The sequence below is a fragment of the Pedobacter sp. ASV12 genome (genome assembly GCF_016429155.1).
Lineage (GTDB): Bacteria > Bacteroidota > Bacteroidia > Sphingobacteriales > Sphingobacteriaceae > Pedobacter.
In genome coordinates this window covers 106,036-130,894 of sequence record NZ_JAELUC010000001.1, presented here as the reverse complement: position 1 = coordinate 130,894, position 24,859 = coordinate 106,036, and the positions used below count along the sequence as shown (strand labels likewise).

Below are 24,859 nucleotides of genomic sequence, written 5' to 3'. Positions count from 1 at the left end.
TAAAATATAACTAAAAAATTAATACTAAAAATTTAGTTATGGTTTTTTAACATTTGATAACATTTTTTAACATTTGTTACGGGGCCGAAAACATGATGAATATTTAATTACATTTATCGTTATGAAACTACCTTCGATACAAATGCTCTGGCGAGGGGCTGCTGGCGTATTTGTGCGCTTCCCTTTGCAATTTCTGCTTGCAGTTTCATCAACCATCATTTGGTGCTGGCTTAGCGAACTCAATTACAGCGAAAATACCCCTTTGGCCAATGTTTTGATTAAGCTGCTTTTGCTGGCTAACTTGGCGCTTACGCTTTTGCTGTCTGCCGATCTTTTTGCCGAATCGCATGGTTATGCAAAGGGCAGGAAATGGGGGCTTAGGCTTTTGGCCTTGGCAATTTGTGTGGCTTTGTACTTTTTGCTCCATCCCTGGAAAAATGCCAATGATATTTACCGCATTCTGCAACTGGCTTTTGCCTTTCATTTGCTGGTCGCTTTTGCGCCTTTTATTGGCCGCGCAAACCTGAATGGCTTCTGGCAGTACAACAAGACCCTCCTTTTGCGCTTCTTAACTTCGGCTTTTTATGCCGGAGTGCTCTATGCAGGCCTGGCCATTGCCTTGTTTGCCATCAATGGGCTGTTTAATGTCGACATCAATTACAAATGGTACATGAAGCTACTGGCCTTTGTGAGCGCCGGCTTTACTACCGTTTTCTTTTTGGCCGGCGTGCCTTCTGATTTCGATAGCCTCGAAAAAGAGCAAGATTATCCAAAGGCGCTCAAGATCTTTACGCAATATGTGCTCATCCCCTTGGTAACGATTTACCTGGCTATTTTATTGGTGTACGAAATCAAAATTGCCATTGCCTGGCAACTGCCCAAAGGCCTTGTTTCTACCCTGGTATTGGGCTATTCGGTTTTTGGCATTTTGTCGCTGCTGCTGGTTTACCCGATCAGGGAACGTGAAGGCAATGGCTGGATTAGGCTGTTTTCGCGTTTCTTTTACCTCATGATTATCCCTTTGCTGGTACTGCTCGTGCTGGCCATTGTAAAAAGGGTAGGCAATTATGGCATCACCGAGTCGCGTTACGTTCTGATTGTACTGGCACTTTGGCTAACTGCAATTACGGCTTATTTTCTGCTCAGCAAAAAGCAGAACATCAAGGTTATTCCCATCAGTCTTTGTGTATTGGCCTTGCTAACGGTTTACGGACCGCAGAGTGCTTTTTCGGTAGCCAGGTATTCGCAGTTGGCCAGGCTTAAGCGACTGATGCACCAGCAAAGCAAGCAGGCGATGAAAGAACGGCCGAAAGTGGTTCGCTACCTGATAGAACAGCATGGATTAACTTCGTTGCAAAGCTTTACCAAGGCCGATTTAAAGCAAATCGAACAGAAGATAGACAAGAAGCTTGCCAATGGTACGGTCATATACAAGTACGAAATCAAACAAGAAAAAACCGATACCGCTTTGGCCTTGCTCAAAATCAAGGACATTAATTTCGACGATGAAAGTGTACAATTTAATTTTGACAGCGAAAGCAACGTCGGGATTGTGGTGAAAGACTACGATATTTACTTCCCTTCGGCATTTTATAGCGATGACCAACAGCGCAGTTTTGCAGGTGCCAAGTTCAAGTTCGAGTACCTGTCTCGAAATAATACCGGCAAGGCAAGAGATGAGTACCAGTTGAAACTTACCATCAACGAGCAGGAACCCTTGGTGTTTGACCTGCGTGCCCTGGCCCAAAAGCTCTACTTCAAATACAAGAACGATTACACTGCCGATATGAATAAAAAAGACATTCCGTGGCAAGAAATGCAATTGACGCAGCAAACGAGGGATTTTACGGTTACTTTGGTACTCGGCAACGTGAATGGCACCTTCAAAAAATCAGACAAAGATTTCTCCTGGATGGAATTTCAGGGTGGCGTACTCGTTAAAAAGCGTTAGGTTCGCAACAAAAAAGGGTAAAAGATAAGTGATGATGATACAGGTACCGGAAGCGCTCCAGCCGGCAGAGTTGGCCGCCAAATTTATCAATTTAACGTCGAGGCATATTTTCCTTACCGGCAAGGCTGGTACCGGAAAAACTACCTTTCTGCGTAATTTGGTATCGCTAACCCACAAAAAAACAGTTATTGTAGCGCCAACGGGCATTGCGGCCATTAATGCGGCCGGGGTAACCATCCATTCCTTGTTCCAGTTGCCTTTCGGAACTTTTCTGCCTAAAGTAGTGCCCGATCAGCAGTTGGGCGCCTATCAGCATTACCATACTCCCAAATCAATTATCAAGCACCTGCACATGAACGCCACCAAACGACGCATCTTGTTGGATTTGGAGCTTTTGATTATCGATGAAGTGAGCATGCTGCGGGCCGACCTGCTCGACGCCATCGATATGGTGCTGCGCTATGTGCGCAAAAACAATTCGGGCTTTGGCGGGGTCCAGGTATTGTTTATTGGCGATCTGCACCAGTTGCCACCGGTAGTAAAAAATACCGAATGGGAGCTTTTGGCCCAATTTTACAAAAGCGCTTTCTTTTTTGATGCCTTGGTGCTCGAGCAATCGCCGCCTATTTACATCGAGCTTGAAAAAATCTACCGGCAGGCCGACGAGGTTTTTATCCAATTGCTCAATAACCTGCGCAACAACCAGGTCACTGTCGCCGATGTAGCCCTGCTTAAATCGTATTACCGGCAAAACTACCAGCCCGACCTCAAAGACAACTACATTACCCTAACCACCCACAACAACAAGGCCGATGCGCTGAACAAAAACAGCCTGGCCGAATTGGAAGGGAAATCGTCTTTTTATAAGGCAACGATTACCGACGAATTTAGCGAAAGTTCGTATCCGGCCGAACGGATATTGGAGCTGAAGGTTGGCGCACAGGTGATGTTTATCAAAAATGATCCAACCGGCGAACAGCGCTTTTTTAATGGCAAGATAGCCGTGATAACCAAACTGGAAAGCGATTTGGTAGAAGTCAAGTTCGAAGATTCGAGACAACGGCTGAGTGTGGAAAGGTATACCTGGAAAAATGTACGTTATACGGTAAATAAAACCACCAATGAGATTGAAGAAGAAATTGCAGGTACTTTTACCCAGTTTCCGCTCAAGCTGGCCTGGGCCATTACCGTACACAAGAGTCAGGGGCTTACTTTTAATAAAGCCATTATCGATATTGGCGATGCCTTTGCCCCCGGGCAGATTTATGTAGCGCTGTCGAGGCTCCGCTCGCTGGACGGGCTGGTGCTCACCTCGCTCATTTCCGACCGTGGCATCCGTCAAGATCAAAATGTAACTTATTTTGCCAAGACCAAGCAGCAACAGGAAGACCTGGCCGTACAGATCAAAAGAGAAAGCTTTGCGTTTATGCGCCATTCGCTGTTGCAGGCTTTCAACTTTGCCACGTTGGATAATTATGTGTTTGAGCATGTGTTTAGCTATACCAAAGACGAAAAGCGATCGGCCAAACAAACCCATTTGAGCTGGGCCGTGAAGCTGCAACAAACGCTCATTGCGCTAAGGGCTCATGCCGATAAGTTTTTAAAGCAACTAGAGCGTTTATGCGCCGGCGCCGGTACCGCCGAAGGTTTTGGGCTTTTGCTCGAGCGTACTGAAGCCGCAACGCAATATTTTACGCCACAATTGATGGCGATGAGCGATTCGATTTTTGAACTGATCGAAAAAGTAAAAACCGAAAAACAAACCAAGGAATACCTGTTTGAACTGCTCGAAATGGAACTGATGTTTGACGAGCAATCTAAAAAAATCAACAAAGCAAAGGCTATGTTGGTGGCTGCAGGCGAAAACAGGGAGCTGACCAAAGAAGACATTGTAGCCTTGCACCGCAACCCTAAACGCAACGAACAAATCAGACAAGCCTATTCGGGTGGCAAAGAAGATTTTAACAGCGACGATGGCTACACCAAGCTCAAAAGCAAAAAGAAAAGTAAAGCGCCGGCCTTGCCTAAGCCCGATACCAAAGAACTGACCTTGGGTTTGTTTAAGGAAGGCAAAACTGCCGAAGAAATTGCCAAAGAGCGAAAAATGAGCTTAGGAACTATTGAAGGCCATCTGGCTCATTTTGTAGCCAAGCACGAAATCAAGGGAAGCGATTTGGTGTCTCAAAAAAGGCTCGACCGGATGTTGGAGGCCATCACCACGCTCAAAACCATCAGACTCAACGATCTGCGCGAGCATTTGGGCAAATCCTACAGTTTCAGCGAAATCAAGATTGCGGTAGCCGTGTACCTGGCCGATAGCTAAAGAAGGTAGTTTGTTTGGTATGACAACATATTTTATATTTTGCGCCGTACCCAAGAGGCGGTAAAAATTAGCTATTAATCCTGTGTCAATACGCTATACGCCCTTCGCTATATATCCAGTTCTCCGTCAAAAACCTTTTCGGCAGGGCCACATAAAAATACATCGGTAAATTTTTGGCCATCGTAATTGAAGTTAACCTGCAGTTTGCCACCCAAAACCTCAATAGGTGTTTCTACTTTGCCAATTTGTTGCTGGTGCTTGGCCATGGCCATGGCAACTGCCGTTACGCCGGTGCCACAGGCATAGGTTTCGTCTTCAACGCCACGCTCAAAAGTACGGACAAACAAACGGTCGGGTTTAGGTTCTACAAAGTTTACGTTGATGCCATTGGCTTGGTAGGTTTCGTTGTTGCGGATGGCTTTGCCTTGGTTAAAAACATCTAAGGAAGCCAGGTTTTTTACCTGCGCTACATAATGTGGCGAACCGGTATTCAGTACAAAGGCATCTCCGTCTTTTTCTACCTGTTCAACATCGATCATCTGCAACTCTACCCAATCGCCTTCGGCTGTAATTTTGGCATAATGTGGGCCGTCTACTGCCAAAAAATTGGTTTCGCTGTCAAAAATGCCCAAGTGTTTGGCAAAAGCCACGATGCAACGACCGCCATTGCCGCACATGCTGCCAGGTTTGCCATCGGCGTTATAGTACACCATTTCAAAATCGTAATCCTCATGGTCCAGCAAAAACATCAAGCCATCGGCACCAATGCCAAACCTGCGGTGGCAAAGCTGGGCTACGAGCTCGTTATCAATGTTTTCGAGCGGGCTCATGCGGTGGTCGATCAGGATAAAATCGTTGCCGGCGCCTTGGTATTTGGAGAATTTGATGTTCATGCTTTCTTCATTTAAAAATAAAATATTTGTTAGTGGAAAACGGAAAATCCAAATCTAAATTTGATTTAACATTTTTTAACAAAAATTAGGATGTTCGAATGATACAAATATCGTTTATATGGTATTAATTTTGAGTAACACATCAGTAAAAAAGTAAATAATACATTTTCGGCGAAAGCAAGCTGAGCCAACCGCCCGGGGGGAGAGGCCAAGAAAGCTGTTGCCGGCTTGTTAAAATAAAAGTAAATAATTAGCAAATGAAAAAAATAGGATTAATAGTGTTGGCTGCTTTCTTAGGTGGGGCAGTTGCAATAGGCGCTTATAAACTATTGGAGCGCAAAAACGATAGCTACTCATTAGCAGAGAAACAAAACATGATGTTTGCCAACAACCCGATCAAGGTGGCTTCATCAGGTTCGGTTGATTTTGTACAAGCGGCAGCAGCAGTATCTCCGGCGGTAGTACACATCAGGACTACTTACAGCAATAACAACAGCGATGCCGAGCAAGGCGGTGGCAGCATGGACGATATGTTTGAACAGTTTTTTGGTGGCGGCGGCCGAAGAATGCAACGTGTGCCAAGAGCCGCATCGGGTTCGGGTGTAATCTTAACCCCTGATGGCTATATCGTAACCAATAACCACGTGGTTGACAATGCCGATAAAATCGAAGTGGTTTTGTCGAACAGGAAAAAAGTAATGGCCAAAGTAATTGGCAAGGATGCCAATACAGATTTGGCATTGATTAAGGTGGATGCAAAAGATCTTCCTTTTGTAAAAATGGGCAACTCTGATAATGTGCAGGTGGGCGAATGGGTGCTTGCTGTTGGTTTTCCATTGGATTTTCAGACCACAGTTACTGCGGGTATCGTGAGCGCAAAAGCACGAAACATCGGTATCTTGAATAGAGAACAGCGACAACCAACCCGCGAACAATACGAAGAGTATCAAAGAACCGGCAAGATGCCAGACCTTCCGGCTAATAATGCCATCGAATCGTATATCCAAACCGATGCGGCCATCAATCCAGGCAACAGTGGCGGCGCTTTGGTGAATGCCAACGGCGAGCTGATCGGTATCAATGCCGCTATCGCTTCAGAAACCGGCAGAAACGAAGGATATGGTTTCGCTATTCCAATCAACCTGGCCAAAAAAATCTTAGAAGACTTTAAAGAATTCGGTACTGTAAAACGTGGCTATATCGGTGTAACCTTCCAAGCTTTGGATGCCGACGTTGCCGAACGTTTAAAAGTGAAAGATATTAATGGCCTTTATGTTAGTGGCGTTGTGCCTAATGGTGGCGCAGCTGCCGCAGGCATTAAAGAAGGCGATATCATTAAAAAAGTAAACGGAACCGAAATCTTCGATTCGCCAGATCTGCAAGAGAAAGTGGGCCGTATGCGTCCTGGAGATAAAGTGGCGCTGTCGGTATTGAAAGCCGATGGTTCAATGAAAAACGTAACGGTAACCTTAAAGCCTGAAAGCAATGTAAGCCTGGCTTCTACCAAAGCGCCGGCCGAAAAACCAACAGGTGCCACCGTAAGCAAATTGGGTGCATCTTTTGCGCCTGCATCAGCAGCGGCCAAAGCCAAATTTAACCTTAAAAACGGCGTGGTGGTTACCGATGTAAAAGCCGGTCAGCTTTTTGATTACTACGACGTGCCAAAAGGTGCCATCATTACCAAGGTAAACGGCGTGTCTGTAAATAGCGTAGCCGATATCGAAAAAGCCCTGCCAACTTCTCGCGATGGTCAAATTACCATTTCGGGCGTTAGCGATAACCGCATGTTTACCATTTCGTTTGGGAACTAAGTTTCCAAATTCATAGTTGAGAAAAAGGACAGCCCAAAAGCTGTCCTTTTTTTATGGGCTTTAGTGGGCTAACTGCTTCAGCGAATGTCAATTTCTGCCAAAATCAATTTCTTTTTTTAGAATGTTTCTAAATTGTTTATTTGTCACGATTTTATCATCTGCAATCTTATTTTAAATCATATTTTAAATACTTTTGCAGTCTAGAATATAAATTAAAAGCTAATGGGTAGTATCGCAAATGCTTTTTCCTCTTCTATAGGAAAAAAACTAATAATGGGCATCACAGGCCTGTTTTTAATCTCTTTTTTAGTGGTTCACTGTTTCTTAAACGCTTTTGTGTTTTTTGACAATACCGGTGTACTGTTTAACGAAGGCGCACATTTTATGGCCACTAACTGGATCATCAGGGCTATGGAAGTTGTTTTGATGGCAGGCTTGCTTTTGCATATTGTACAGGGCGCCAGATTAACCTTTCAAAACCAGGCCGCCCGTCCTGAAAAATATGCCTACAACAATGGCAATGCCAACAGCAAATGGTATTCGCGGTCCATGGGTTTGTTGGGCACCTTGTTGCTCATGTTCCTGATTGTGCACTTGTCTGATTTCTGGGTGGTTTCGCGCTTTACCGGTATCGAGCAATTTAATGGCGGTACGCCACTAGATGCCGCAGGCCACGAAGATTTATATGCGGTGATGCATGCCAAATTTAGTCAGCCATGGCGCGTGGTGCTTTACGTATTGGCCATGATCTCATTGGCTTATCACCTGTTGCATGGTTTTGCTTCGGCCTTTCAAACTTTGGGCTGGAACCATAAAAAATATACGCCGATCATCAAAACCCTTGGTGTTTGGTTCTCGATCATCGTTCCGTTGCTTTTTGCACTGATGCCAATTGCAATCTACTTTGGATGGAGTTTTTAAAATAATTTTGGACGAATAAAGCTAAATATAATGTCAGCATTAAATTCAAATATACCTGAGGGAGAATTGACCAGCAAATGGACTAAATACAAATCGTCTGTAGCCTTGGTTAACCCTTCTAACAAAAGAAGCTTAGAAGTAATTGTAGTAGGTTCGGGCTTGGCAGGTGCTTCGGCCGCCGCTACTTTGGCCGAAATGGGCTACAAAGTAAAATGCTTCTGTTTTCAGGACTCGCCTCGTAGGGCGCACTCTATTGCGGCTCAAGGTGGTATCAACGCCGCCAAGAACTATCAGAACGACGGCGATAGCACTTACCGCTTGTTTTATGACACCATTAAAGGTGGCGATTACCGTGCCCGCGAAGCCAACGTGCACCGTTTGGCAGAGGTAAGTGCCAACATCATCGACCAATGCGTGGCTCAAGGCGTGCCTTTGGCCAGAGAATATGGTGGCTTGTTAGATAACCGTTCTTTTGGCGGTACACAGGTACAAAGAACTTTTTATGCCGCTGGCCAAACTGGACAGCAATTGCTTTTGGGCGCCTACAGTGCTTTAGAGCGCCAAATTGGGATGGGTAAAGTAGAAATGTTTACCCGCCACGAAATGTTGGAAGTGGTTAAGATTGACGGCAAGGCACGTGGAATTATCGCTCGTAACCTGATTACCGGCGAATTGGAGCGTCACTTCGGCCATGCGGTTGTTTTAGGAACTGGAGGTTACGGAAACGTGTTCTTCCTTTCTACCAACGCCATGGGCAGCAATGTAACCGCGGCCTGGAAAGCCAACAAACAAGGTGCTTTCTTTGCCAATCCATGCTACACGCAAATCCACCCAACCTGTATCCCGGTTTCTGGCGATCACCAGTCGAAACTGACTTTGATGTCCGAATCGTTGCGTAACGACGGCAGGATCTGGGTGCCTAAAAAGAAAGACGATACCCGTAAAGCTTCTGAAATTCCTGAAGACGAAAGAGATTATTACCTGGAGCGTCGTTACCCTGCTTTTGGTAACTTGGTGCCACGCGATGTGGCTTCGAGAGCTGCCAAAGAGCGTTGCGATGCCGGTTATGGCGTAGGGGCTTCTAAACTGGCGGTTTACCTCGATTTCAAAGCCAATACAGAACGTTATGGCCGTATTGAAGCCGCTAAAGCTGGTAACCATAACCCTGATCAGGAAACCTGCATGCGTTTAGGTACAGAAGTAATCAAAGAGAAGTATGGTAACCTGTTCGATATGTATAAGCAGATTACTGGCGAAGATCCATATGAAACGCCGATGCGTATCTATCCGGCCGTTCACTATACCATGGGTGGCCTTTGGGTTGATTATAACCTGATGACTACCGTTCCGGGTTTGTACTGTACCGGAGAGGCCAACTTCTCAGACCACGGCGCCAACCGTTTGGGTGCCTCGGCATTGATGCAAGGTTTGGCAGACGGCTATTTCGTGCTTCCTTACACCATTGGCGCTTACCTGTCGAAAGAGATTTCTGTAAAAGCAATTCCAACAGATCATCCGGCATTTGTAGAGGCTGAGCAAAGCGTAAGAGATACGCTCAACAAGCTGATCAACATCAAAGGAACCAAATCGGTAGACCATTTCCACAAGAAACTAGGCCTGATTATGTGGGAAAAATGTGGCATGGCCCGTAATGCAACAGGATTAAAATCGGCGATTGCAGAAATCCAACAATTGAAAAAAGACTTCTGGGCCGATGTACGCGTACCAGGAGACGTAAACGAATATAACCCAGAGCTGGAAAAAGCCGGTCGTGTGGCCGATTTTATTGAACTAGGTGAGTTGATGTGTATCGATGCCCTTAACCGTAACGAAAGTTGTGGCGGACACTTCAGAGAGGAGTACCAAACCGAAGACGGAGAAGCCCTGCGCGACGACGAGAACTACGCTTATGTAGCTGCCTGGGAAAATAAAGGCGACGGAACCTTCGAATTGCACAAAGAAGAACTGAAATTCGAAAATATTAAAATAGCACAAAGAAGTTATAAATAGTAGCGTATTGAGATAAGCGTATAGCGATGTGCGTTTGTTCGAGGCTAAGAAAAGAATCATAAACAGTAACGTGTATGAGCGTTAAGAGGAAACTCAATACGCAGTACCCAATACTCAATACTAATAAAATGAGTACAGGAAATATGAACTTAACGCTAAAGGTTTGGCGTCAGAAAAACAACAAAACCAAAGGACAATTGGTCGATTATAAAGTGGCCGATATCTCTCCAGACATGTCGTTTTTGGAGATGTTCGATGTTTTGAACGAGAATCTGATCAATAAAGGCGAAGAGCCTATCGTGTTTGATCACGACTGTCGCGAAGGTATTTGTGGTATGTGTTCGATGTTTATCAACGGCAGGCCGCACGGACCAAAAGAGGGCATTACCACTTGCCAGCTCCACATGCGTTCTTTTAAAGATGGCGACACCATTGTGGTAGAACCATGGAGAGCGAAGGCGTTTCCGGTGATCAAGGATTTAACCGTAGACAGATCCGCTTTCGACCGCGTTATTGCCGCTGGAGGCTTTATTTCGGTCAATACAGGCAATGCACAAGATGCCAATAACCTGCCTATTCCGAAAGCGCAGGCTGATGCCGCTTTCGAAGCGGCGGCCTGTATCGGCTGCGGGGCCTGTGTAGCGACCTGTAAAAATGCATCGGCTATGCTTTTTGTGTCGGCTAAGATTTCGCAGTTGGCTTTATTGCCGCAAGGCCAGCCAGAGCGCTACAAACGTGTACAAGGCATGGTGGCGCAAATGGATGCCGAAGGCTTTGGCAACTGTACCAATACCGGTGCCTGCGAGGCTGAATGCCCTAAAGGAATTTCTTTAGAGAACATTGCGCGCATGAACAGAGATTTTTACGCCGCTAAGTTCATTAGCGAGGAAGAAGGATAGTTCGGCGGCCAGTTTGCAGTCGAAAGCCGACGGCTTATCAGTTTACAGAGAACTGGAAACTGATTTGCTTTTTTGCAAAAAAATGATTAGATTTAGTTATCCGAGACAAAGGAGAACAAATATGAAACGAGAAACCCCAACCATTAGGCCGGGGTTTTTTGTTTGGTTTATGATAGCCGGTAATTGACACGGCTTTAGCTCTTGCCTCAGTCTTGATTTATTTGGCGGCTAAAGTAAACTTAATCGGCAGGCTATAAGCAGATCTTACAGGCTCTCCATCTTTCTCGGCGGGGTTCCATTTCTTCATCAGCTTTACTACCCTAACGGCTTCCTCGTCGGCGCCACCACCAATTCCCTTCATCACCTTAATATCTTTAATGCTGCCATCGGCTTCTACCATAAATGATACAAATACATTGCCCTGTATATTCTTGGCAACCGCTTCTTTAGGATATTTGATGTTTTGGCCCAAAAACTTATAAAGTGCTTGTATGCCATCGGGATAGCTTGGCAGGTTTTTCGTTTTTGGCTCGTTGTCCGCTACCTTGTCTTGGTTATTGCCTAGCGCTGGTTTGCCATTTGTAGCTTTATCCAAAGTAAATTTAACCGGCATTTTATAGGCTACTTTTACGGCTTTTCCGTTTTCGGTGCCCGGGGTCCATTTCTTCATCATTTTTAATACCCTGACGGCCTCTTCGTCTGTGCCACCGCCAATTTTCCTGTCCACCTTGATGTCTGAAACCGAGCCATCCTTGTTAACCATAAAAGACACCAATACATTGCCTTGTATGTTTTTGGCCGCTGCTTCTTTAGGGTATTGGATGTTTTGGCCTAAGAATTTGTAGAGCGCGGCTATGCCTCCCGGATAGGTTGGCGGATGCTGCATGCTGACAAAGTTGTATATCTTTTCGTCTTGCGCTTTCGTTTCGTTGAGGCATAAGATGAGCAGCAACACCGCAAATAGCGATGAGAAAATCGGTTTTTTCATATGTTTTTGGGTTTAGTTTGCTGTTTTTTTGGTCTTTTCTGAAGCGTATTTTTTGGTGGTAATCACAATGACGCCATTCTCGGCAGCTTTGCCATATAAGGCTACGGCAGACAAGCTTTTGAGGATCTGTACGCTGTCTATGCTTTCTGGAGAAAGCGTTGCCATTTCAAAATCTTCGACTGTCTTGCCATCAATTACATACAAAGGTTGACCGGCACTTTGGCCATTCGAGTTTCTCAAAACAATGCGGGTGCCATTTTCGCCTCTAAATTCGATGTTTTTGCCGTTTTTTGGCGCATTGGCGATTGTGGGAGCCATGGCACTGATATTGATGGTGCTGAGCGCCTTAAAGCCGGTAGGCATTTGGGCATCCTGGTTAATGATTGTGCTGTTGGAGCCTTGCAACCTAAACGAAGTACGAATGGCATAGCTTCCGTTTTGAGACGGTTTAAATGCCGGGTAGGCCAAGATGAGGTTCACCACTTCCAAGTCTGTTTTGGTACTCAACTGGTTCTGTACATTTATTTTTTTTACTATTCCCTTGTCCAGGTTAAAGGTAATGATGTTGTCGCCCTGTAGCAGCTCGGTTCTGGCTTCGGCAGGGTAGCTTATTTTGGTGGACAGATAGCGGTAAAATGCATCCCAATTGGTCACGTTTTGTGCCCAGTTTTGAAAAGAACAAATCATGAGCATCGCAAATAGCGATGAGGCCACAAGTTTTTTCATATCCTAGTTTTAATTTCTGTTAATCAGGGTAGCAGTTACTTTTGGTATTTTTTGTTGTTTCGAAGTAATCAGGAGCGCGCCGTTTTCAGCCACTTTTCCGTACAGGGCCACGCCACTTGCCGAATTGAGTACATCTACGCTTTTGATGGTGCTGGCGTCGATGTCTTTCAATGCAGCATATTCTTTGATTTCGCCATCAAGTACAACCAATGGCGCATCTTTTTCGGGAAGCCCCTTTAAGCGGATGGCCATGCTTTTCGGCGAAATTTTTTCTCTTTTGCCGGCATCCAAGGCAAATTTGATCGGAATGTTATACTTAACCCTTACCGCTTTGCCGTTCTGCGTGCCAGGGTTCCAATTTTTGCTGAGCTTGAGTACGCGGATGGCTTCTTCGTCGGTACCAAAGCCCAGTCGGCGGTCTAATCTAATATCACTTAAAGAACCGTCTTTTTCTACAGTAAAGGAAACAAATACATTGCCTTGGATATCGTTTTCGATGGCCTGGGTTGGGTATTTGATGTTTTTGGCCAAGAACTCATAAAATTTGTTCACGCCACCCGGATAGCTTGGCGGGTTCTCCAAGGTCACGAAATTGTAGATCGTCTTGTCTTCGGGCTTAGCTTCTTCAGGTTCTTTTTCTTTAGGAGCGGCAGCTTGGATAAACAAATTGATTGGCGTATAGTCTGCTGGATTGTTGGCTTCTTCGTTAAGCATTTTGCTGGTCGCGCCATCGAGTTTAAAGGTTACTTTGAGGCTGTATTTTCCATCTTTTTGCAGCAAATCGTCGTAGTTTAACAAAGTTTGCATCACCTCTTCTTCGCAGCCTTCGCCGATTTCGTTCTGTACCAAAACATTCTGCAGCTTACCATTGATTACACTAAAATTAACCACCACATTACCTTGGATCTTTTTTTGGATGGCGGTGGCCGGATATTTTACCCGTTCTGACAAATACCTGAAAAACGAGTTTAGCGAGGCGCCGCTATTATCGGTATTTTCAACTGGCGCAGTAGCCGGCTCCATAAACTGGTTTACAATTACGGCTGTTGTTTTAACGGTAGAATCTGGCGGGGGTGGCGGGGCAAGGTTGACAACGCTTAAGGGAGCCTGGATCAGCTGGCCAACCACAGCCTTGGCATCGTTCAGCGGAATTTGCTGGGCCACGGCTAAAATCTTGTTGTTTTTACGGATGGTAGCCGAAGACAAGACCAAAGTGAGCGAAAAAAGTGGCACAAACAGGCCATATTTAAGAATGGCTGTTTTTTTAGACCGCTCCTTGTGCAACATAAAGATGCGTTTTTTGATCAGCGATTTGGTTAAAAAGCCATTGGTAAGCGTATTGGGCCTTACGCCGAAGGCCTGGCTCAGCAAAAGCAACGAATAGGTTTCCTTGTCGCCCTGAAATTTGGCTGCGGCTTCGTCGGCCAAAAATTCATGTATGTTTTTTACCGTGTATTTGTAAGCATAAATAATGGGGTTGAACCAAGTAAAAATGCCTAACAGTTCAAAGAAAAGCACATCAACGGTGTGGAGCTGCTTAATGTGGATGTCTTCGTGCAGGCTTACCGTGGCTATTTCGGGCAGGTCGGTCGAAACCACTTTTTTTCTGAAGAAAGAAAAAGCGGTGCCCTTGCTGATGCTGCTAAAGAGCTTGCGGACGGCCAATAGCTGAAATACAAATCGGCCTAGAAAGAACAAAATCCCCAACAAATAAACAGATACGATAAAAGTACCCCAGTTAAATTTTGCAGCCTGGTCATCCAGTATGGTTACCTGGGCTACCAAGCTGTTCAGCTGGTCTACGCCCACGTAAATATGACGGCTTACTTCTTGTTGGCTGAACCATTCGAAGCGCATAAACGGAATGCCCAGCGAAAGCAGGCCAGAACCGATCAGGTAGATGCGGTTCAATACAAAATAAGTTTCCTTATCGAGCAGCAGCCTGTAGAAGCAGTAAAAAATAACCAGGTAAATGTTTACCTGCAAGAGATAATGCGCCCAACTCATTTTGGCCTATTTTTAAATTTGTTGATCATTTTTAGGATCTCGTCAACATCGCTCAGGTCGAGTTTTTCTTCTTTGACGAAGAAAGAGAACATACTTTCTACCGAGTTCTCGAAATAGTTGCCCAGTAGTTTTTCGGTGGCGTGGCGCTTGTATTCCTCCCTGCTGATTAAAGGGTAGTATTTGTGCGCCTTGCCAAAGGCTTCGTGGCCAATAAAGCCCTTTACCTCAAGAATACGAATAATGGTAGAGACCGTGTTGTAGGCCGGTTTCGGCTCTGGCAAATAATCCATCACCTCTTTTACAAATGCCTTGTCTAATTGCCATACAATTTGCATGATCTGTTCCTCTGCCTTCGTTAAATCTTTTATTTCCATGATAATTGTTGTGTTTTGTTGTTTGTTTACAATAGGAGCTAAGTCATTTTAAACAACATCTATACTAATTTTAACTAAACTTAAAACTAATATATTAGTTTACAAAACTTTTCGTCTATTATTTTCTAATATTGGAAAAATAATTTACAATTTTTATGAAAATAGCTTTTCATGGCGCGGCCCGTAACGTAACCGGCAGCAAACACCTGGTTACCCTTAACAATGGGATAAAGATATTGTTAGATTGTGGCATGTTTCAGGGCATGGGGCAGGAGACGGAAGAACTGAACGAAAATTTTGGCTTTGACGCTGCTTCGGTCGATTTCCTGGTCCTTTCTCATGCGCATATCGATCATAGCGGACTTATCCCGCGCTTGATTGCCCAAGGTTTTAAGGGCGTGATTTTTGGTACGCAAGCCACCAAAGAGCTGAGCAAGATCTTGTTGCTCGATTCGGCCAAGATACAAGCCGGCGATTTGAAGTATAAGAACAAAAAACTGCAACAAAGGGGCTTGCCTTTAGAACAGCCGCTTTATGAAGAGGAAGACGTGCTTAAAGCCATGGATTATTTTGTGGCGGTTGATTACCACACCGAAACCCGCCTTACCGACGACGTAAGCGTGCAGTTTATTGACGCAGGTCATATCATCGGCAGTGCTTCGGTGCACCTCACTATCCGGGAAAACGGAAAAACAACCAAGCTCAGCTTTAGTGGCGATGTGGGCCAGTATGGCGACTTGTTGCTGAGGGCACCACAGGAATTTCCACAGGCCGATTACATCTTGCTGGAATCTACCTATGGCGACCGTTTGCATAAAGACGCACAGCCCACCAAAGAGGCCCTGCTTAAGGTGATACTCGAAACCTGTGTGCAGAAAAGAGGCAAGGTAATCATTCCGGCATTTAGCGTGGGCCGTACGCAAGAGTTGCTTTATATTTTAAACAACCTCGATCTGGAAGGCAAATTGCCGGATGTAAAGGTTTATGTAGATAGCCCGTTGTCGGCTAAGGCCACTCAAATTGTAGAAGAACACGCCGAAGGCTATAATCAGGAGGTGCTCAATGTGCTGAAAGTAGACGACGAACCCTTCGATTTTAAAAACCTACATTATGTAGAAGATGTAGAAGAATCGAAGGCACTTAATAGCAATCCGGATCCTTGCATCATTATTTCGGCTTCAGGTATGGCCGAGGCGGGGAGGGTAAAGCACCATATCAAAAACAATATCGGCAACCAGAAAAATACCATTTTGATGGTGGGATATTGCGAGCCTAATTCGTTGGGCGGACGCCTAAAGAGTGGGGCTAAAGAGGTCAGTATTTTTGGCGAGCGGTTTAAGGTAGTAGCTGATGTAAGCAGCATCCAGTCGATGAGCGCGCACGGCGATTACGAAGACCTGTTGCGCTTTATAGCCAAGCAAGACCCGCAAAAAGTGAAAAAAATATTCCTGGTGCACGGCGATTATGATGTACAACAGATCTTTAGGGAGAAGATATTGGCCAAAGGTTACCAAAGCGTAGAAATTCCAGACAGGCACCAGGAGTTTGATTTGGGGTAGTAAAGGCGCCAGAAGGCAGAAGAGCGGAGGAGGCAAGGAGGCTTGCGAAGTTTAAAAAAGGCCCTCAACCTTGACACCGATTCAGGTTCTATTTCGAGCGGGATTCCTGCCTGTTGCAGACAAACCAGCTTGCGTTGGAGATCACGATTTCCTGTAAATTAAATCGTGATCAGCCCATGCTTGATGCCATAAACCACCAGGCCCGTCCTCGATTTGATGTTGAGCTTGGCGAAAAGAGCTTCGCGGTAATTGTCGACGGTGCGCGGACTTACATTCATTAAGCTTGCAATTTCCTTATAGGTAAGTTCTGTGCTGCAAAATTGCAGAAAGCTGAGCTCGCGATCGGTAAAAGCAGGTTTGGGTACATCTTGCTTTAGCGAAACCAACAGCCGGCCAGAAACCAGGTCGTTGATAAAGAAGCCTTTTTCGATCATGGTTTTAATGGCCAGCAGCAAGTCGCTGGGCTTCGATTCCTTCACCATATAGCCCCCAGCACCTGCTTTAAGCATGCCAATGATTTCTTTTTCCTCGTCGAACATGCTCAGTGCCAGCACGTGGATGCCGGGAAAGTTTTGTTTGAGCCATTTGGTGCTTGCATAGCCATCCATGTGGGGCATGTTAATATCCATCAATACCAGTTGAACCTCGGAATGGCTTTTGATTTTCTCCTGTAGCTCGAGGCCATTGTTGGCTTCAAAAACAACTTCGATTTCGTCGAACTCGGCCAATAGACTGGCTAGTCCTGAGCGGAAGAGCGTGTGGTCGTCAACAATGGCAATACGTGTTTGCATAAATTAGGGATAAGGGATTTCGATGGTAATGGAAGTGCCCATTTTGGGTTCCGAATAGATGTTTATGTTACCGTTGATCAGGGCTATCCTTTTTTGTAGTGAGGCCAATCCCATACCTGGACTGGCTTTTTTCATGCTTTCGTAGTCGAAGCCAATGCCGTCTTCTTTTACACTAAGCTGCAGCATTCCGTTGTTTAGATTGGCTTCAACGTCAATATGTTTGGCTTGGGCGTGTTTGATGATGTTGTTGAAGATTTCCTGCAAAAGACGCAGTACGATGAGGTCTTTATTTGGCGAATTGAGGTTAAGGCCCGTCAGCTGGTTGTTGAAGTGGAGTTGGTAGGTCCTTGTTCTTTGCAGCCAATCGCATTCTTGCTGCAGGGCATGGCCCAGGCCTAAGGCAACAATTTGCTCGCCATGTAATAGCTTGGCCAGCTCGCGCAGTTCCTGAATGGATTTGTTGACCAATGCAAGCGAATCGTTGACTTTTTTCTCCGCTTTTTGTTGGTTTGCCAGGTTGATAGAGCTGAGCGTAAGCGTGGTGAGGCTTAGCAATTGGCCGATATTGTCGTGCAGGTCGGCGGCAATGGTTTGCATGGTTTGTTCCTGTACCTCGATTTGGGTTTTGAGGAGCTCGGATTCGAATTTTTGGTTCATCGAAAGCTTTTCCTTTGCATGGAGCTTTTTTCGCTGGTTATGGATGATAACCAAGAAAATCAGTCCAACCGCAACAAGAAAGAAAACAAGGGATATTAATATAATTGCCTTGAAAAAGCCCGATCCCTGTAGAGGCATAGAAATGATTTGATCCAACATCCGTACATAATAATATTCAAAAAATTCATGATAACGTACCTTAAAGGAAAATTATTTTTCTTGCTATAGGCAACTATTTCATCGAAAAACGCACTTACGCATGTGCTAGTGGCATAAAAAACAAGACAGCCGGTAACAAACCAAAAAGCAGGTTCTTTTAGAATATCTCGTGGTTCTTCTTCTTGAAATAAACTATAAAAATACAAGATCGACAATACGATCATCACTCCGTTAAATAAGGTGTTTGCTGTAGAAAAAGAAACATTAAAGCCCTTGCTGTTCCAATCCCAAATATAACAGCCGATTAAAAGTAGTAAACATACCCTGCCTACATTTTTAATAAAAGGCAGAGCTATTATTTGATAGAAAATATAAATATGGAATACCATATAGATCAAAAAAAACAGGTTGTACAACCATTGGGTATACAGTCCGAAGTGCAAAACCCTGTTTACAAAGAAACTAAAACTCTCAATGGCTACGGTTATTGCGAGATAAGGGATAAACCACTTCCAAAATTTGGGAGATGCCTGTCTAATCAACAAAATGGATGCGATGAAACACATCCATTCTGCGATTATAGAAAAGGGTATTTTAGCTAGCCACATCTTATGGTTTAGGATTGTTGTCTATATCATAAATCTCTTCATCTGCGGCATTAAAAGGAGGTGCAATTTCAGCTTGGTCTAGTCCATCTCCGGGGTCTGTTGTTGTAGCTCTTTCGGCACCTACCAATAAAAATTTGTTATCTTTTAGCATATCTTTGAAACCCTTAAACGGTCCAGATAAAACGGTGCTTTCTTTGAGGTCGGTGTTGCAGAGTATGGTCGTAACTTTGTTTAAATAATCTTCTGGTTTTGCTTGTCCATCAGTTGGGCATGTTCTTTGTATTTTATGTTTGCCCAGATAAATTTTTAGCCCATATTTCTTAATGTGAGATTTGACTTCAGCATCATTATTGATGAGGTCAATGATTTTTTTGGGCAAGACTTCATTCTTTACAAATAATTCGAGCACATCTTCTAATCTAAAATGAGCGTATTTCATTTTTTTCTTTAAGACATTGGCGCCTCTATAGTGCCTCACCATTTGTTTGATGTCATCTTTTTTGATTCCGCCATGAATCGGGTTTTCGAATACTTGTACTAACATAGTTTTAAGGGTTAAATAGCTGGTTTGAGTTTTTTCTAAAATTCATTAATTATCAGCGGATTAGCAACCGTAAAATGTTCTTTCTTTTTACCGTAAAAATACCCTGTTGATTAGGGTGTTTGCGTCTAGCTATGGGTTTGCTGTTCAAGCTAGCTTTGGGTAAACCATAACGTCTTAATCATGGAGCATGGCCTGTTAAGTCGAATTTAATCAAACAGCGATGAACAATATTCAACACACCTTTAACCAATTGGCCGAAGCTAGCCCAATTGCCGAAAATCTATTCATTCCAGAAGGACAAGTGCCCATTTCAATTTCTCAGCCCATCGATGTTGGCGCCGACAGGCTGCTGAGAGACTATCGGAATGCCTGGTTAACCTATCCGCCCTTGGAGCTTGAATACCTCATCCAAACCTTGAACGAACACTTGAACAATTGCGTAGAAATAAGATTAAAAGCCCAAGAACTTGAAATAAAAGCATTTGCCGATGCAAGTGACCAGCTGTTGCAACGAAAGCTCTTAGAAACACTGCAAAACCAGATTCAGCTTTTTGCTGAAAACGAGCCTAAGTTGCTGGGCAATACCATTAATACAAGATATCTGGCCACACCGACCTCAGGCAGTGTTACCGGCGACCAAACCTCAACCTATTGGAAAGATGTGCTTAAGGAACAGGAATCACAGCTGAAATACAAATTCGAGGATGCCAATAGCAGACTTGCGAGGATGAACGAACAAGGTAGTGGCAACAATTACATTGCTCGGTTCGAATTTTTAAAAAAACTCTTCGAAGTAGATCTGATCGAGGCCTACTGCAGGGCAAGAGCGGCAGCCTTGGGCCTTAAAGCTATTTATCAGGTTGATGTTCCGGTGCCGGATATTACAGACATTGGTTATTTAGATCAGCTGATACTTTGGGCAAGAAAAGCAACCTACGAACTGGAAAAGAAAATGTTTTTTGTGAGGGAAGCTACGGTTTTCTTCGCTTTAAACGATGGTTCTACGGGTGCTCCCGCTGGTGCGCCACCGGTTTACGATAGTCCGCGTATCATGACTTTAGATGCCTTTAGGGTAGCCAGAAGCGGTGGTACCTTTACTTTTAACTTGTCAGATGATTTCTTTAAACGCCTTAACCTCAAATTAAACAATCCACGTCTAAAAGGCATAGATGTAAGCGTGGTGCCAAATGATACCAAGCAACCGTTGCAGTTTTGGCGTGTCTTTGTTAAGCCCCCAGTTAAAAAAATAATAGTTGCCACAGGGGTGCAGCCCTATGCCTATGAGGCCAATGTATTTGTGCCGGCAGCTACCTATATCGCCCACGCAGCCGAACTGGGTGTAGTGCCTAACCAACGCGAGGTAAATAATGTGAGTCCTATTGGCGAGTGGACAATCAGAATAGAACCTAAGAGCATATTCGGCAATATTGACACCAACAACGACTATGTAGATAATTTATTGGTGCGCATGCGTATCGCTTACGATAAAGAATAAAGAGATGAAAACAACAGACGAATATAGTGGACAATTTGCCATTAGAGCCAGTGACAATACCGTACTGGCTTTGGTAAGTGCGAGCCCTGAACCACTGATCTCTTCGGAAACCTGGCATGCCTGGGGCGAAAAATTCGAAGCCGGAGAAAAAGCGTTTACCGTGGTGGCGGGCCTCGCCGCTGTAACCGGGGCCGAACCTATGGCGCTTGCTGCCGGTGCAACTGCTGCGGTGGCCACCGTTGCTGCCGAAATAGCCAAACAACAAGAAGCGGCGGCAAAAGCCCAAGAGAAAGCAAACGCTGATAAGAAGGCGTTCGAGAAGCAGCTGCGCGATAGCATGGATAGAGCAATGAGAGATCATAGCGACAGAATGAGCAGAGGAGATTATAGAGATCCGCCAAGTAGGGAGCGAATGGCAGAAATAGGCAGAATGGCATAAACTTTTAAAACTAATTTATATTAAAAATGGCAACAACTGGAATAGTACCTCATACAAAGCCTCAAATGTCTAAAGAAGAGCTATTGAGTTTTATTCGCGAAAGCGGCTCTTCTATTGATACTCAAACACACCCTTTATGGATTATCGGAATAAGAGGCTATTACTTGAATACCATGGGCGAAGCAGGTAAAGATGATCGAGGAATTTATGATGATGCCCTATTTATTTATTCCGAACCCGTATTTCGATCATTCAACGCAAATACGAACCCTGCTAACTATGCAAACGCTTCTTTTAGGAGAGAGGGCTCAGGTTTTGGTGGCAATAAAGGTTTCGCTACATTAAACACTGGCTTGTGGATCGTATATAAATTCGATAACCATGTGCCACAGAGTGGCGGAGAACCTTATTTGGCCCTTTGCCAAAGAGGCAGGCCCGTTAAGGTTACTAGAGATGGATACAATGGAAACGATTATCCAGACGAAGGACAATTTGGTATTAACATTCACAGAGGGGGCTATACCAAGGTTTCGAGTGTCGGCTGCCAAACCATCCACCCCGATCAGTGGGATGGAAGCAGCGGTTTCATCACTGTAGCCAAAACCTTAGCCGTTGATTTTTTTGAAGATCAGTGGAGGCACACTTATATCCCTTATTTATTGATAGACATGCCAAATACCAATCGTTAAACCTTCGAGTGAACGGGTTGGTAAACAAGAATATTAATCATTAAACACCAAACAATCATGAACAGCTATTTGGAAACGGGCATCGCTATTATCTTAATCTTTTTTATTTTTAGCGTTGTAGCCTACGTTATTCAAGAATTAATTGCGGTTAATTTAAAATATCGCTCAAAAATGCTCCAGTATGCACTTGAGCAATTAATGGATGGTGGTACAAATAGGAGCTTAGCGGCTAGTTTATTCGATCATCCGCAACTCAAGAGACTAAAAGAAAATTCCCAAAAATTACCTTCCTATATTCCAGCTACAAATTTCGCACTGGCAATTATTGATATTGTTGCAGAAAAGGGGGGCAAAAGAACTACAGATGCGTTGGCAGATTTTAAGAATGGTCTCCTCATCCTGCAGAGTTCGAATAACGATTTGTGTAAGTTGTTAAGCAGTTTATCAGGAACTTCAAAAGATATCCAACAACTACAAGCTGCTGTTGAAAAATGGTTTAATGAATACATGGAAAGAGTAAGTGGCTGGTATAAGAATAAATATAGATGGATTACAAGAATAATAGCCATTTGTATAGCCCTGATATTTAATTTGAACATGGTGAAGATTGCCCAAACCATACATAATGATCCGATATTGAAGGAAACTTTAGTCTCAACTGCCGAAAAAATGATAGACCAACCAGCAGTAGTTAAAAATTATTATGCAAGTAAAGTAGACTCTGCTTTTAAAGGGATCGATCAAAAATACAATACGATCTTAAAAGATACAGCCACAAAAAAGATGAATGTCGATTCTCTAAAAAAAGCAATGGATTCCGAAAAATATATCGCGTTTAAAAAATACAACACAGAACAATATCGATTTGCGAGTTCGTTGATTAAGAATATATCAAGTGATAAGTTGATCTTCGGCTGGGAAGGAAACCCTTTGAAGATAGTAGATGAAAAAAGTAACAAATGGAGATTTGTTACTTTTTTAGAGGGTTCGGTCATGATTTTAGGCTTGTTTATTGGAGCCGTTGGGATTTCGATGGGGGGTCCGTTTTGGTTCGAAATCATGACAAAGTTGGTTAATGTGAGAAGAGCTGGTCCAAAACCCAAAGAAAATAGCTAATCTGTTATGACCATTAACTTTTCATCTCGAGCCCAGCAAGGAATCAGCCAGCGTGAACTCGAAATTCTGCATTTGCTCTGCATGGGCTATAACAGCAGGCAGATTGGCGACAGGCTTTTTATCAGCGAGTTTACGGTGCAAACCCACCGGCGCAACATGGTCAAGAAGCTAGGCCTGAAAAACTCGCACCAAATGATTGTGTGGGCATTTAAAGAAAGGATATTCTCCGTATAACAAAAAAGCTCCGAATTAACTTCGGAGCTTTTTTGTTATAATTATTGACGCGGAGGCTGTGGTTTAGGCATTTCCTTGCGTGGCAATTTCTCGGCACGCTCAGAAGTATGGTAAACGAATGAAGCCACAATGGTAGCCGATTTTTTCAAATCATCTTCTACCAAACGGTCAAAAACATCTTGATTAGAGTGGTGGGTACGGGTGTTGTAGTCCATCGGGTCTTGAATAAACTGGAAGCCCGGTAAACCTACGCCATCAAAGGCCTGGTGGTCGGTACCGCCAGTATTGTTAATGGTAATGGTTTTGGCGCCTAAATCTTCGAAAGGTGTTAGCCAGCTTTGGAAAATGTCTTTCACGGCTGCATTGCCTTGCAAATAAACGCCACGGATGGTTCCGGTACCGTTGTCTAAGTTGTAGTAGGCACTTAGTTTGGCATGTTCAGGTTTTGGAGCCATGTCGGTAGGATCGGCAAAATGCTCTTTTACATAGCCTCTTGAACCAAATAAGCCCTGCTCTTCAGAGCTCCACAAAGCAATACGGATGGTACGTTTAGGTTTAAAATCGATGGCTTTCAAGATACGCATGGCTTCGATCATCACGGTAGAACCGGCGGCGTTGTCTGTAGCGCCAGTGCCCGAGTGCCATGAATCATAATGGCCGCCAATCATCACCACTTCGTCTTTCAATTTAGGGTCTGTACCCGGAATTTCGCCAATTACGTTGTAGCCTTTAGGATCTTTGTCGTAGAACGAAGTTTTTACTTCTGCTTCTATCTCAACCTTTTCGCCGCCACGCAACAAACGCAAAATGTGCAGGTAGTCTTCGCTGCTTACTTCTAGTTCAGGCGATACCGGTTTCGCATCCAGTTTGTAAGAAGCGCCGTTGCTGGTAAAGAAGGTGCCATAGCTGCCACGGGCATAAGTTAATTTTAGCCCGATTTTTTCGGCCAAAAGCATGCTGTCAATCGCGGCTCTGGTAGCTGCCATTTTCATCATCATGGCCCTTTGGTTGTTGCCTCCAGCTTGGCCAGGGCGGCCACCTTGACGGGCGCCGCCGTCTTGTGGAGTAGCTGCAGCCATTTTATTTAACACTTCATCGGTAAAACGAACCACGTCAGGCGTGTAAGAGTTTTTCAGCGGTTGTACCAAGGCAGATTCAACCATCACGATTTTGCCTTTCAGTTTGCCTTTGTATTTGGCTAGATCGGTAACAGTATCTGCCTTGATCAAGATTACTTCAGATTTGATCGGGCCATTGGTTCCCGGGGTCCATGCTTTTGGCGAAGCAATAATCGGACGGTAAAAAGGCAAGGTTGTAGCGGCATAGTATTTGTCTACCTGCCAGCCCTTGCCAAATTCGCCCCAAGCTTCCAGGTGCACGTTTTTAAGGCCAATTTCATTGAAATATTTAACCGCCCAATCTTGTGCTCTTTTCAGTCCCGGAGAATTTGACAAACGAGGTCCAGCTACATCGGTAATATGGTAGGCAATATCCATAGCCTTAGATTTATCTAAGCCTTCGGCTCTGATTTTTTGCACGGCAGCCGAGTTTACAGGCTCTTGCGCAAAAGCAGAAAAGCAAAGGCCTAGGGCCAATGCGCTCATCGTAAAATTTTTCATCATAATGTTAGTTTAAGTTAACAAAGGTGAATTTACAGTTAAAGCG

At 44.3% G+C, this 24,859-nt stretch carries 21 protein-coding genes; 12 read left to right on the top strand and 9 right to left on the bottom strand.

The window, feature by feature from the left end; genetic code table 11:
- Positions 1–121 precede the first annotated feature (121 nt).
- Both JHD69_RS00550 and JHD69_RS00545 read left to right on the top strand, forming a co-directional pair.
- Positions 122–1,951, top strand: coding sequence for a DUF4153 domain-containing protein (locus JHD69_RS00550; protein ID WP_199136199.1), 1,830 nt, complete (start codon positions 122–124; stop codon positions 1,949–1,951).
- 31 nt (positions 1,952–1,982) lie between these two features.
- A complete protein-coding gene (locus tag JHD69_RS00545) occupies positions 1,983–4,274 on the top strand; it encodes a helix-turn-helix domain-containing protein (protein ID WP_233165596.1) in 2,292 nt (763 codons plus the stop codon).
- Between the two features lie 107 nt (positions 4,275–4,381).
- Here JHD69_RS00545 and dapF read toward each other — a convergent pair whose 3' ends face one another.
- Positions 4,382–5,167, bottom strand: coding sequence for a diaminopimelate epimerase (gene dapF / locus JHD69_RS00540; RefSeq protein WP_199136197.1), 786 nt, complete (start codon positions 5,165–5,167; stop codon positions 4,382–4,384).
- A 257-nt stretch (positions 5,168–5,424) separates the two neighbouring features.
- Here dapF and JHD69_RS00535 point away from each other — a divergent pair, with 257 nt between their 5' ends.
- The 4 genes from JHD69_RS00535 (at position 5,425) to JHD69_RS00520 (ending at position 10,808) form a co-directional block, all read left to right on the top strand.
- Positions 5,425–6,978 (top strand): trypsin-like peptidase domain-containing protein, encoded by a 1,554-nt coding sequence (locus JHD69_RS00535; protein ID WP_199136195.1) that lies wholly within the window; start codon positions 5,425–5,427, stop codon positions 6,976–6,978.
- 222 nt (positions 6,979–7,200) lie between these two features.
- On the top strand, positions 7,201–7,899 hold the full coding sequence (locus JHD69_RS00530) for a succinate dehydrogenase cytochrome b subunit (protein WP_199136193.1): 699 nt from the start codon (positions 7,201–7,203) through the stop codon (positions 7,897–7,899).
- Positions 7,900–7,929: 30 nt separating this feature from the next.
- Entirely contained in the window at positions 7,930–9,909 is a 1,980-nt protein-coding gene (locus tag JHD69_RS00525) for a fumarate reductase/succinate dehydrogenase flavoprotein subunit (RefSeq protein WP_199136191.1), read from the top strand.
- A 128-nt stretch (positions 9,910–10,037) separates the two neighbouring features.
- A complete protein-coding gene (locus JHD69_RS00520) occupies positions 10,038–10,808 on the top strand; it encodes a succinate dehydrogenase/fumarate reductase iron-sulfur subunit (protein ID WP_199136374.1) in 771 nt (256 codons plus the stop codon).
- 217 nt (positions 10,809–11,025) lie between these two features.
- Here the strand turns inward: JHD69_RS00520 and JHD69_RS00515 are convergent, their stop codons facing one another.
- From JHD69_RS00515 to JHD69_RS00500, 4 genes are read right to left on the bottom strand one after another with little or no spacing between them, the layout of a single operon-like run.
- Positions 11,026–11,796 (bottom strand): energy transducer TonB, encoded by a 771-nt coding sequence (locus tag JHD69_RS00515; RefSeq protein WP_199136189.1) that lies wholly within the window; start codon positions 11,794–11,796, stop codon positions 11,026–11,028.
- 12 nt (positions 11,797–11,808) lie between these two features.
- Positions 11,809–12,522: a TonB-dependent receptor plug domain-containing protein gene (locus JHD69_RS00510; RefSeq protein ID WP_199136187.1), complete on the bottom strand. Its 714-nt coding sequence runs from the start codon at positions 12,520–12,522 to the stop codon at positions 11,809–11,811.
- Between the two features lie 9 nt (positions 12,523–12,531).
- Positions 12,532–14,529, bottom strand: a complete 1,998-nt coding sequence (locus JHD69_RS00505; RefSeq protein ID WP_199136185.1) for a TonB family protein — start codon at positions 14,527–14,529, stop codon at positions 12,532–12,534.
- Positions 14,526–14,903 (bottom strand): BlaI/MecI/CopY family transcriptional regulator, encoded by a 378-nt coding sequence (locus tag JHD69_RS00500; RefSeq protein WP_199136183.1) that lies wholly within the window; start codon positions 14,901–14,903, stop codon positions 14,526–14,528. The genes JHD69_RS00505 and JHD69_RS00500 overlap by 4 nt, the downstream gene beginning before the upstream one ends.
- A gap of 155 nt (positions 14,904–15,058) precedes the next feature.
- Between JHD69_RS00500 and JHD69_RS00495 the strand changes: the two genes are divergently transcribed.
- Positions 15,059–16,462 carry an MBL fold metallo-hydrolase RNA specificity domain-containing protein gene (locus JHD69_RS00495; protein ID WP_199136181.1) on the top strand — a complete coding sequence of 468 codons (1,404 nt, stop codon included), beginning with the start codon at positions 15,059–15,061 and terminating at the stop codon, positions 16,460–16,462.
- 158 nt (positions 16,463–16,620) lie between these two features.
- Here JHD69_RS00495 and JHD69_RS00490 read toward each other — a convergent pair whose 3' ends face one another.
- The 3 genes from JHD69_RS00490 to JHD69_RS00480 form a co-directional block, all read right to left on the bottom strand.
- Complete coding sequence (locus JHD69_RS00490; RefSeq protein WP_199136179.1) at positions 16,621–17,253, bottom strand: response regulator transcription factor; 633 nt, start codon at positions 17,251–17,253, stop codon at positions 16,621–16,623.
- Positions 17,254–17,256: 3 nt separating this feature from the next.
- Positions 17,257–18,048: a sensor histidine kinase gene (locus JHD69_RS00485; RefSeq protein ID WP_199136177.1), complete on the bottom strand. Its 792-nt coding sequence runs from the start codon at positions 18,046–18,048 to the stop codon at positions 17,257–17,259.
- A 630-nt stretch (positions 18,049–18,678) separates the two neighbouring features.
- On the bottom strand, positions 18,679–19,221 hold the full coding sequence (locus JHD69_RS00480; RefSeq protein WP_199136175.1) for a hypothetical protein: 543 nt from the start codon (positions 19,219–19,221) through the stop codon (positions 18,679–18,681).
- A gap of 220 nt (positions 19,222–19,441) precedes the next feature.
- On the opposite strand from JHD69_RS00480, the gene JHD69_RS00475 reads away from it, so the two are divergent.
- The 5 genes from JHD69_RS00475 (at position 19,442) to JHD69_RS00455 (ending at position 23,194) form a co-directional block, all read left to right on the top strand.
- Entirely contained in the window at positions 19,442–20,716 is a 1,275-nt protein-coding gene (locus JHD69_RS00475; RefSeq protein ID WP_199136173.1) for a hypothetical protein, read from the top strand.
- 4 nt (positions 20,717–20,720) lie between these two features.
- Positions 20,721–21,155 (top strand): hypothetical protein, encoded by a 435-nt coding sequence (locus JHD69_RS00470; RefSeq protein WP_199136171.1) that lies wholly within the window; start codon positions 20,721–20,723, stop codon positions 21,153–21,155.
- A gap of 65 nt (positions 21,156–21,220) precedes the next feature.
- On the top strand, positions 21,221–21,844 hold the full coding sequence (locus JHD69_RS00465; RefSeq protein ID WP_199136169.1) for a hypothetical protein: 624 nt from the start codon (positions 21,221–21,223) through the stop codon (positions 21,842–21,844).
- 57 nt (positions 21,845–21,901) lie between these two features.
- Positions 21,902–22,960 (top strand): hypothetical protein, encoded by a 1,059-nt coding sequence (locus JHD69_RS00460; RefSeq protein ID WP_199136167.1) that lies wholly within the window; start codon positions 21,902–21,904, stop codon positions 22,958–22,960.
- A 6-nt stretch (positions 22,961–22,966) separates the two neighbouring features.
- Entirely contained in the window at positions 22,967–23,194 is a 228-nt protein-coding gene (locus JHD69_RS00455) for a response regulator transcription factor (RefSeq protein WP_199136165.1), read from the top strand.
- A gap of 41 nt (positions 23,195–23,235) precedes the next feature.
- On the opposite strand, the gene JHD69_RS00450 is transcribed toward JHD69_RS00455, so the two are convergent.
- A complete protein-coding gene (locus JHD69_RS00450; protein ID WP_199136163.1) occupies positions 23,236–24,813 on the bottom strand; it encodes a M28 family metallopeptidase in 1,578 nt (525 codons plus the stop codon).
- Positions 24,814–24,859 lie beyond the last annotated feature (46 nt).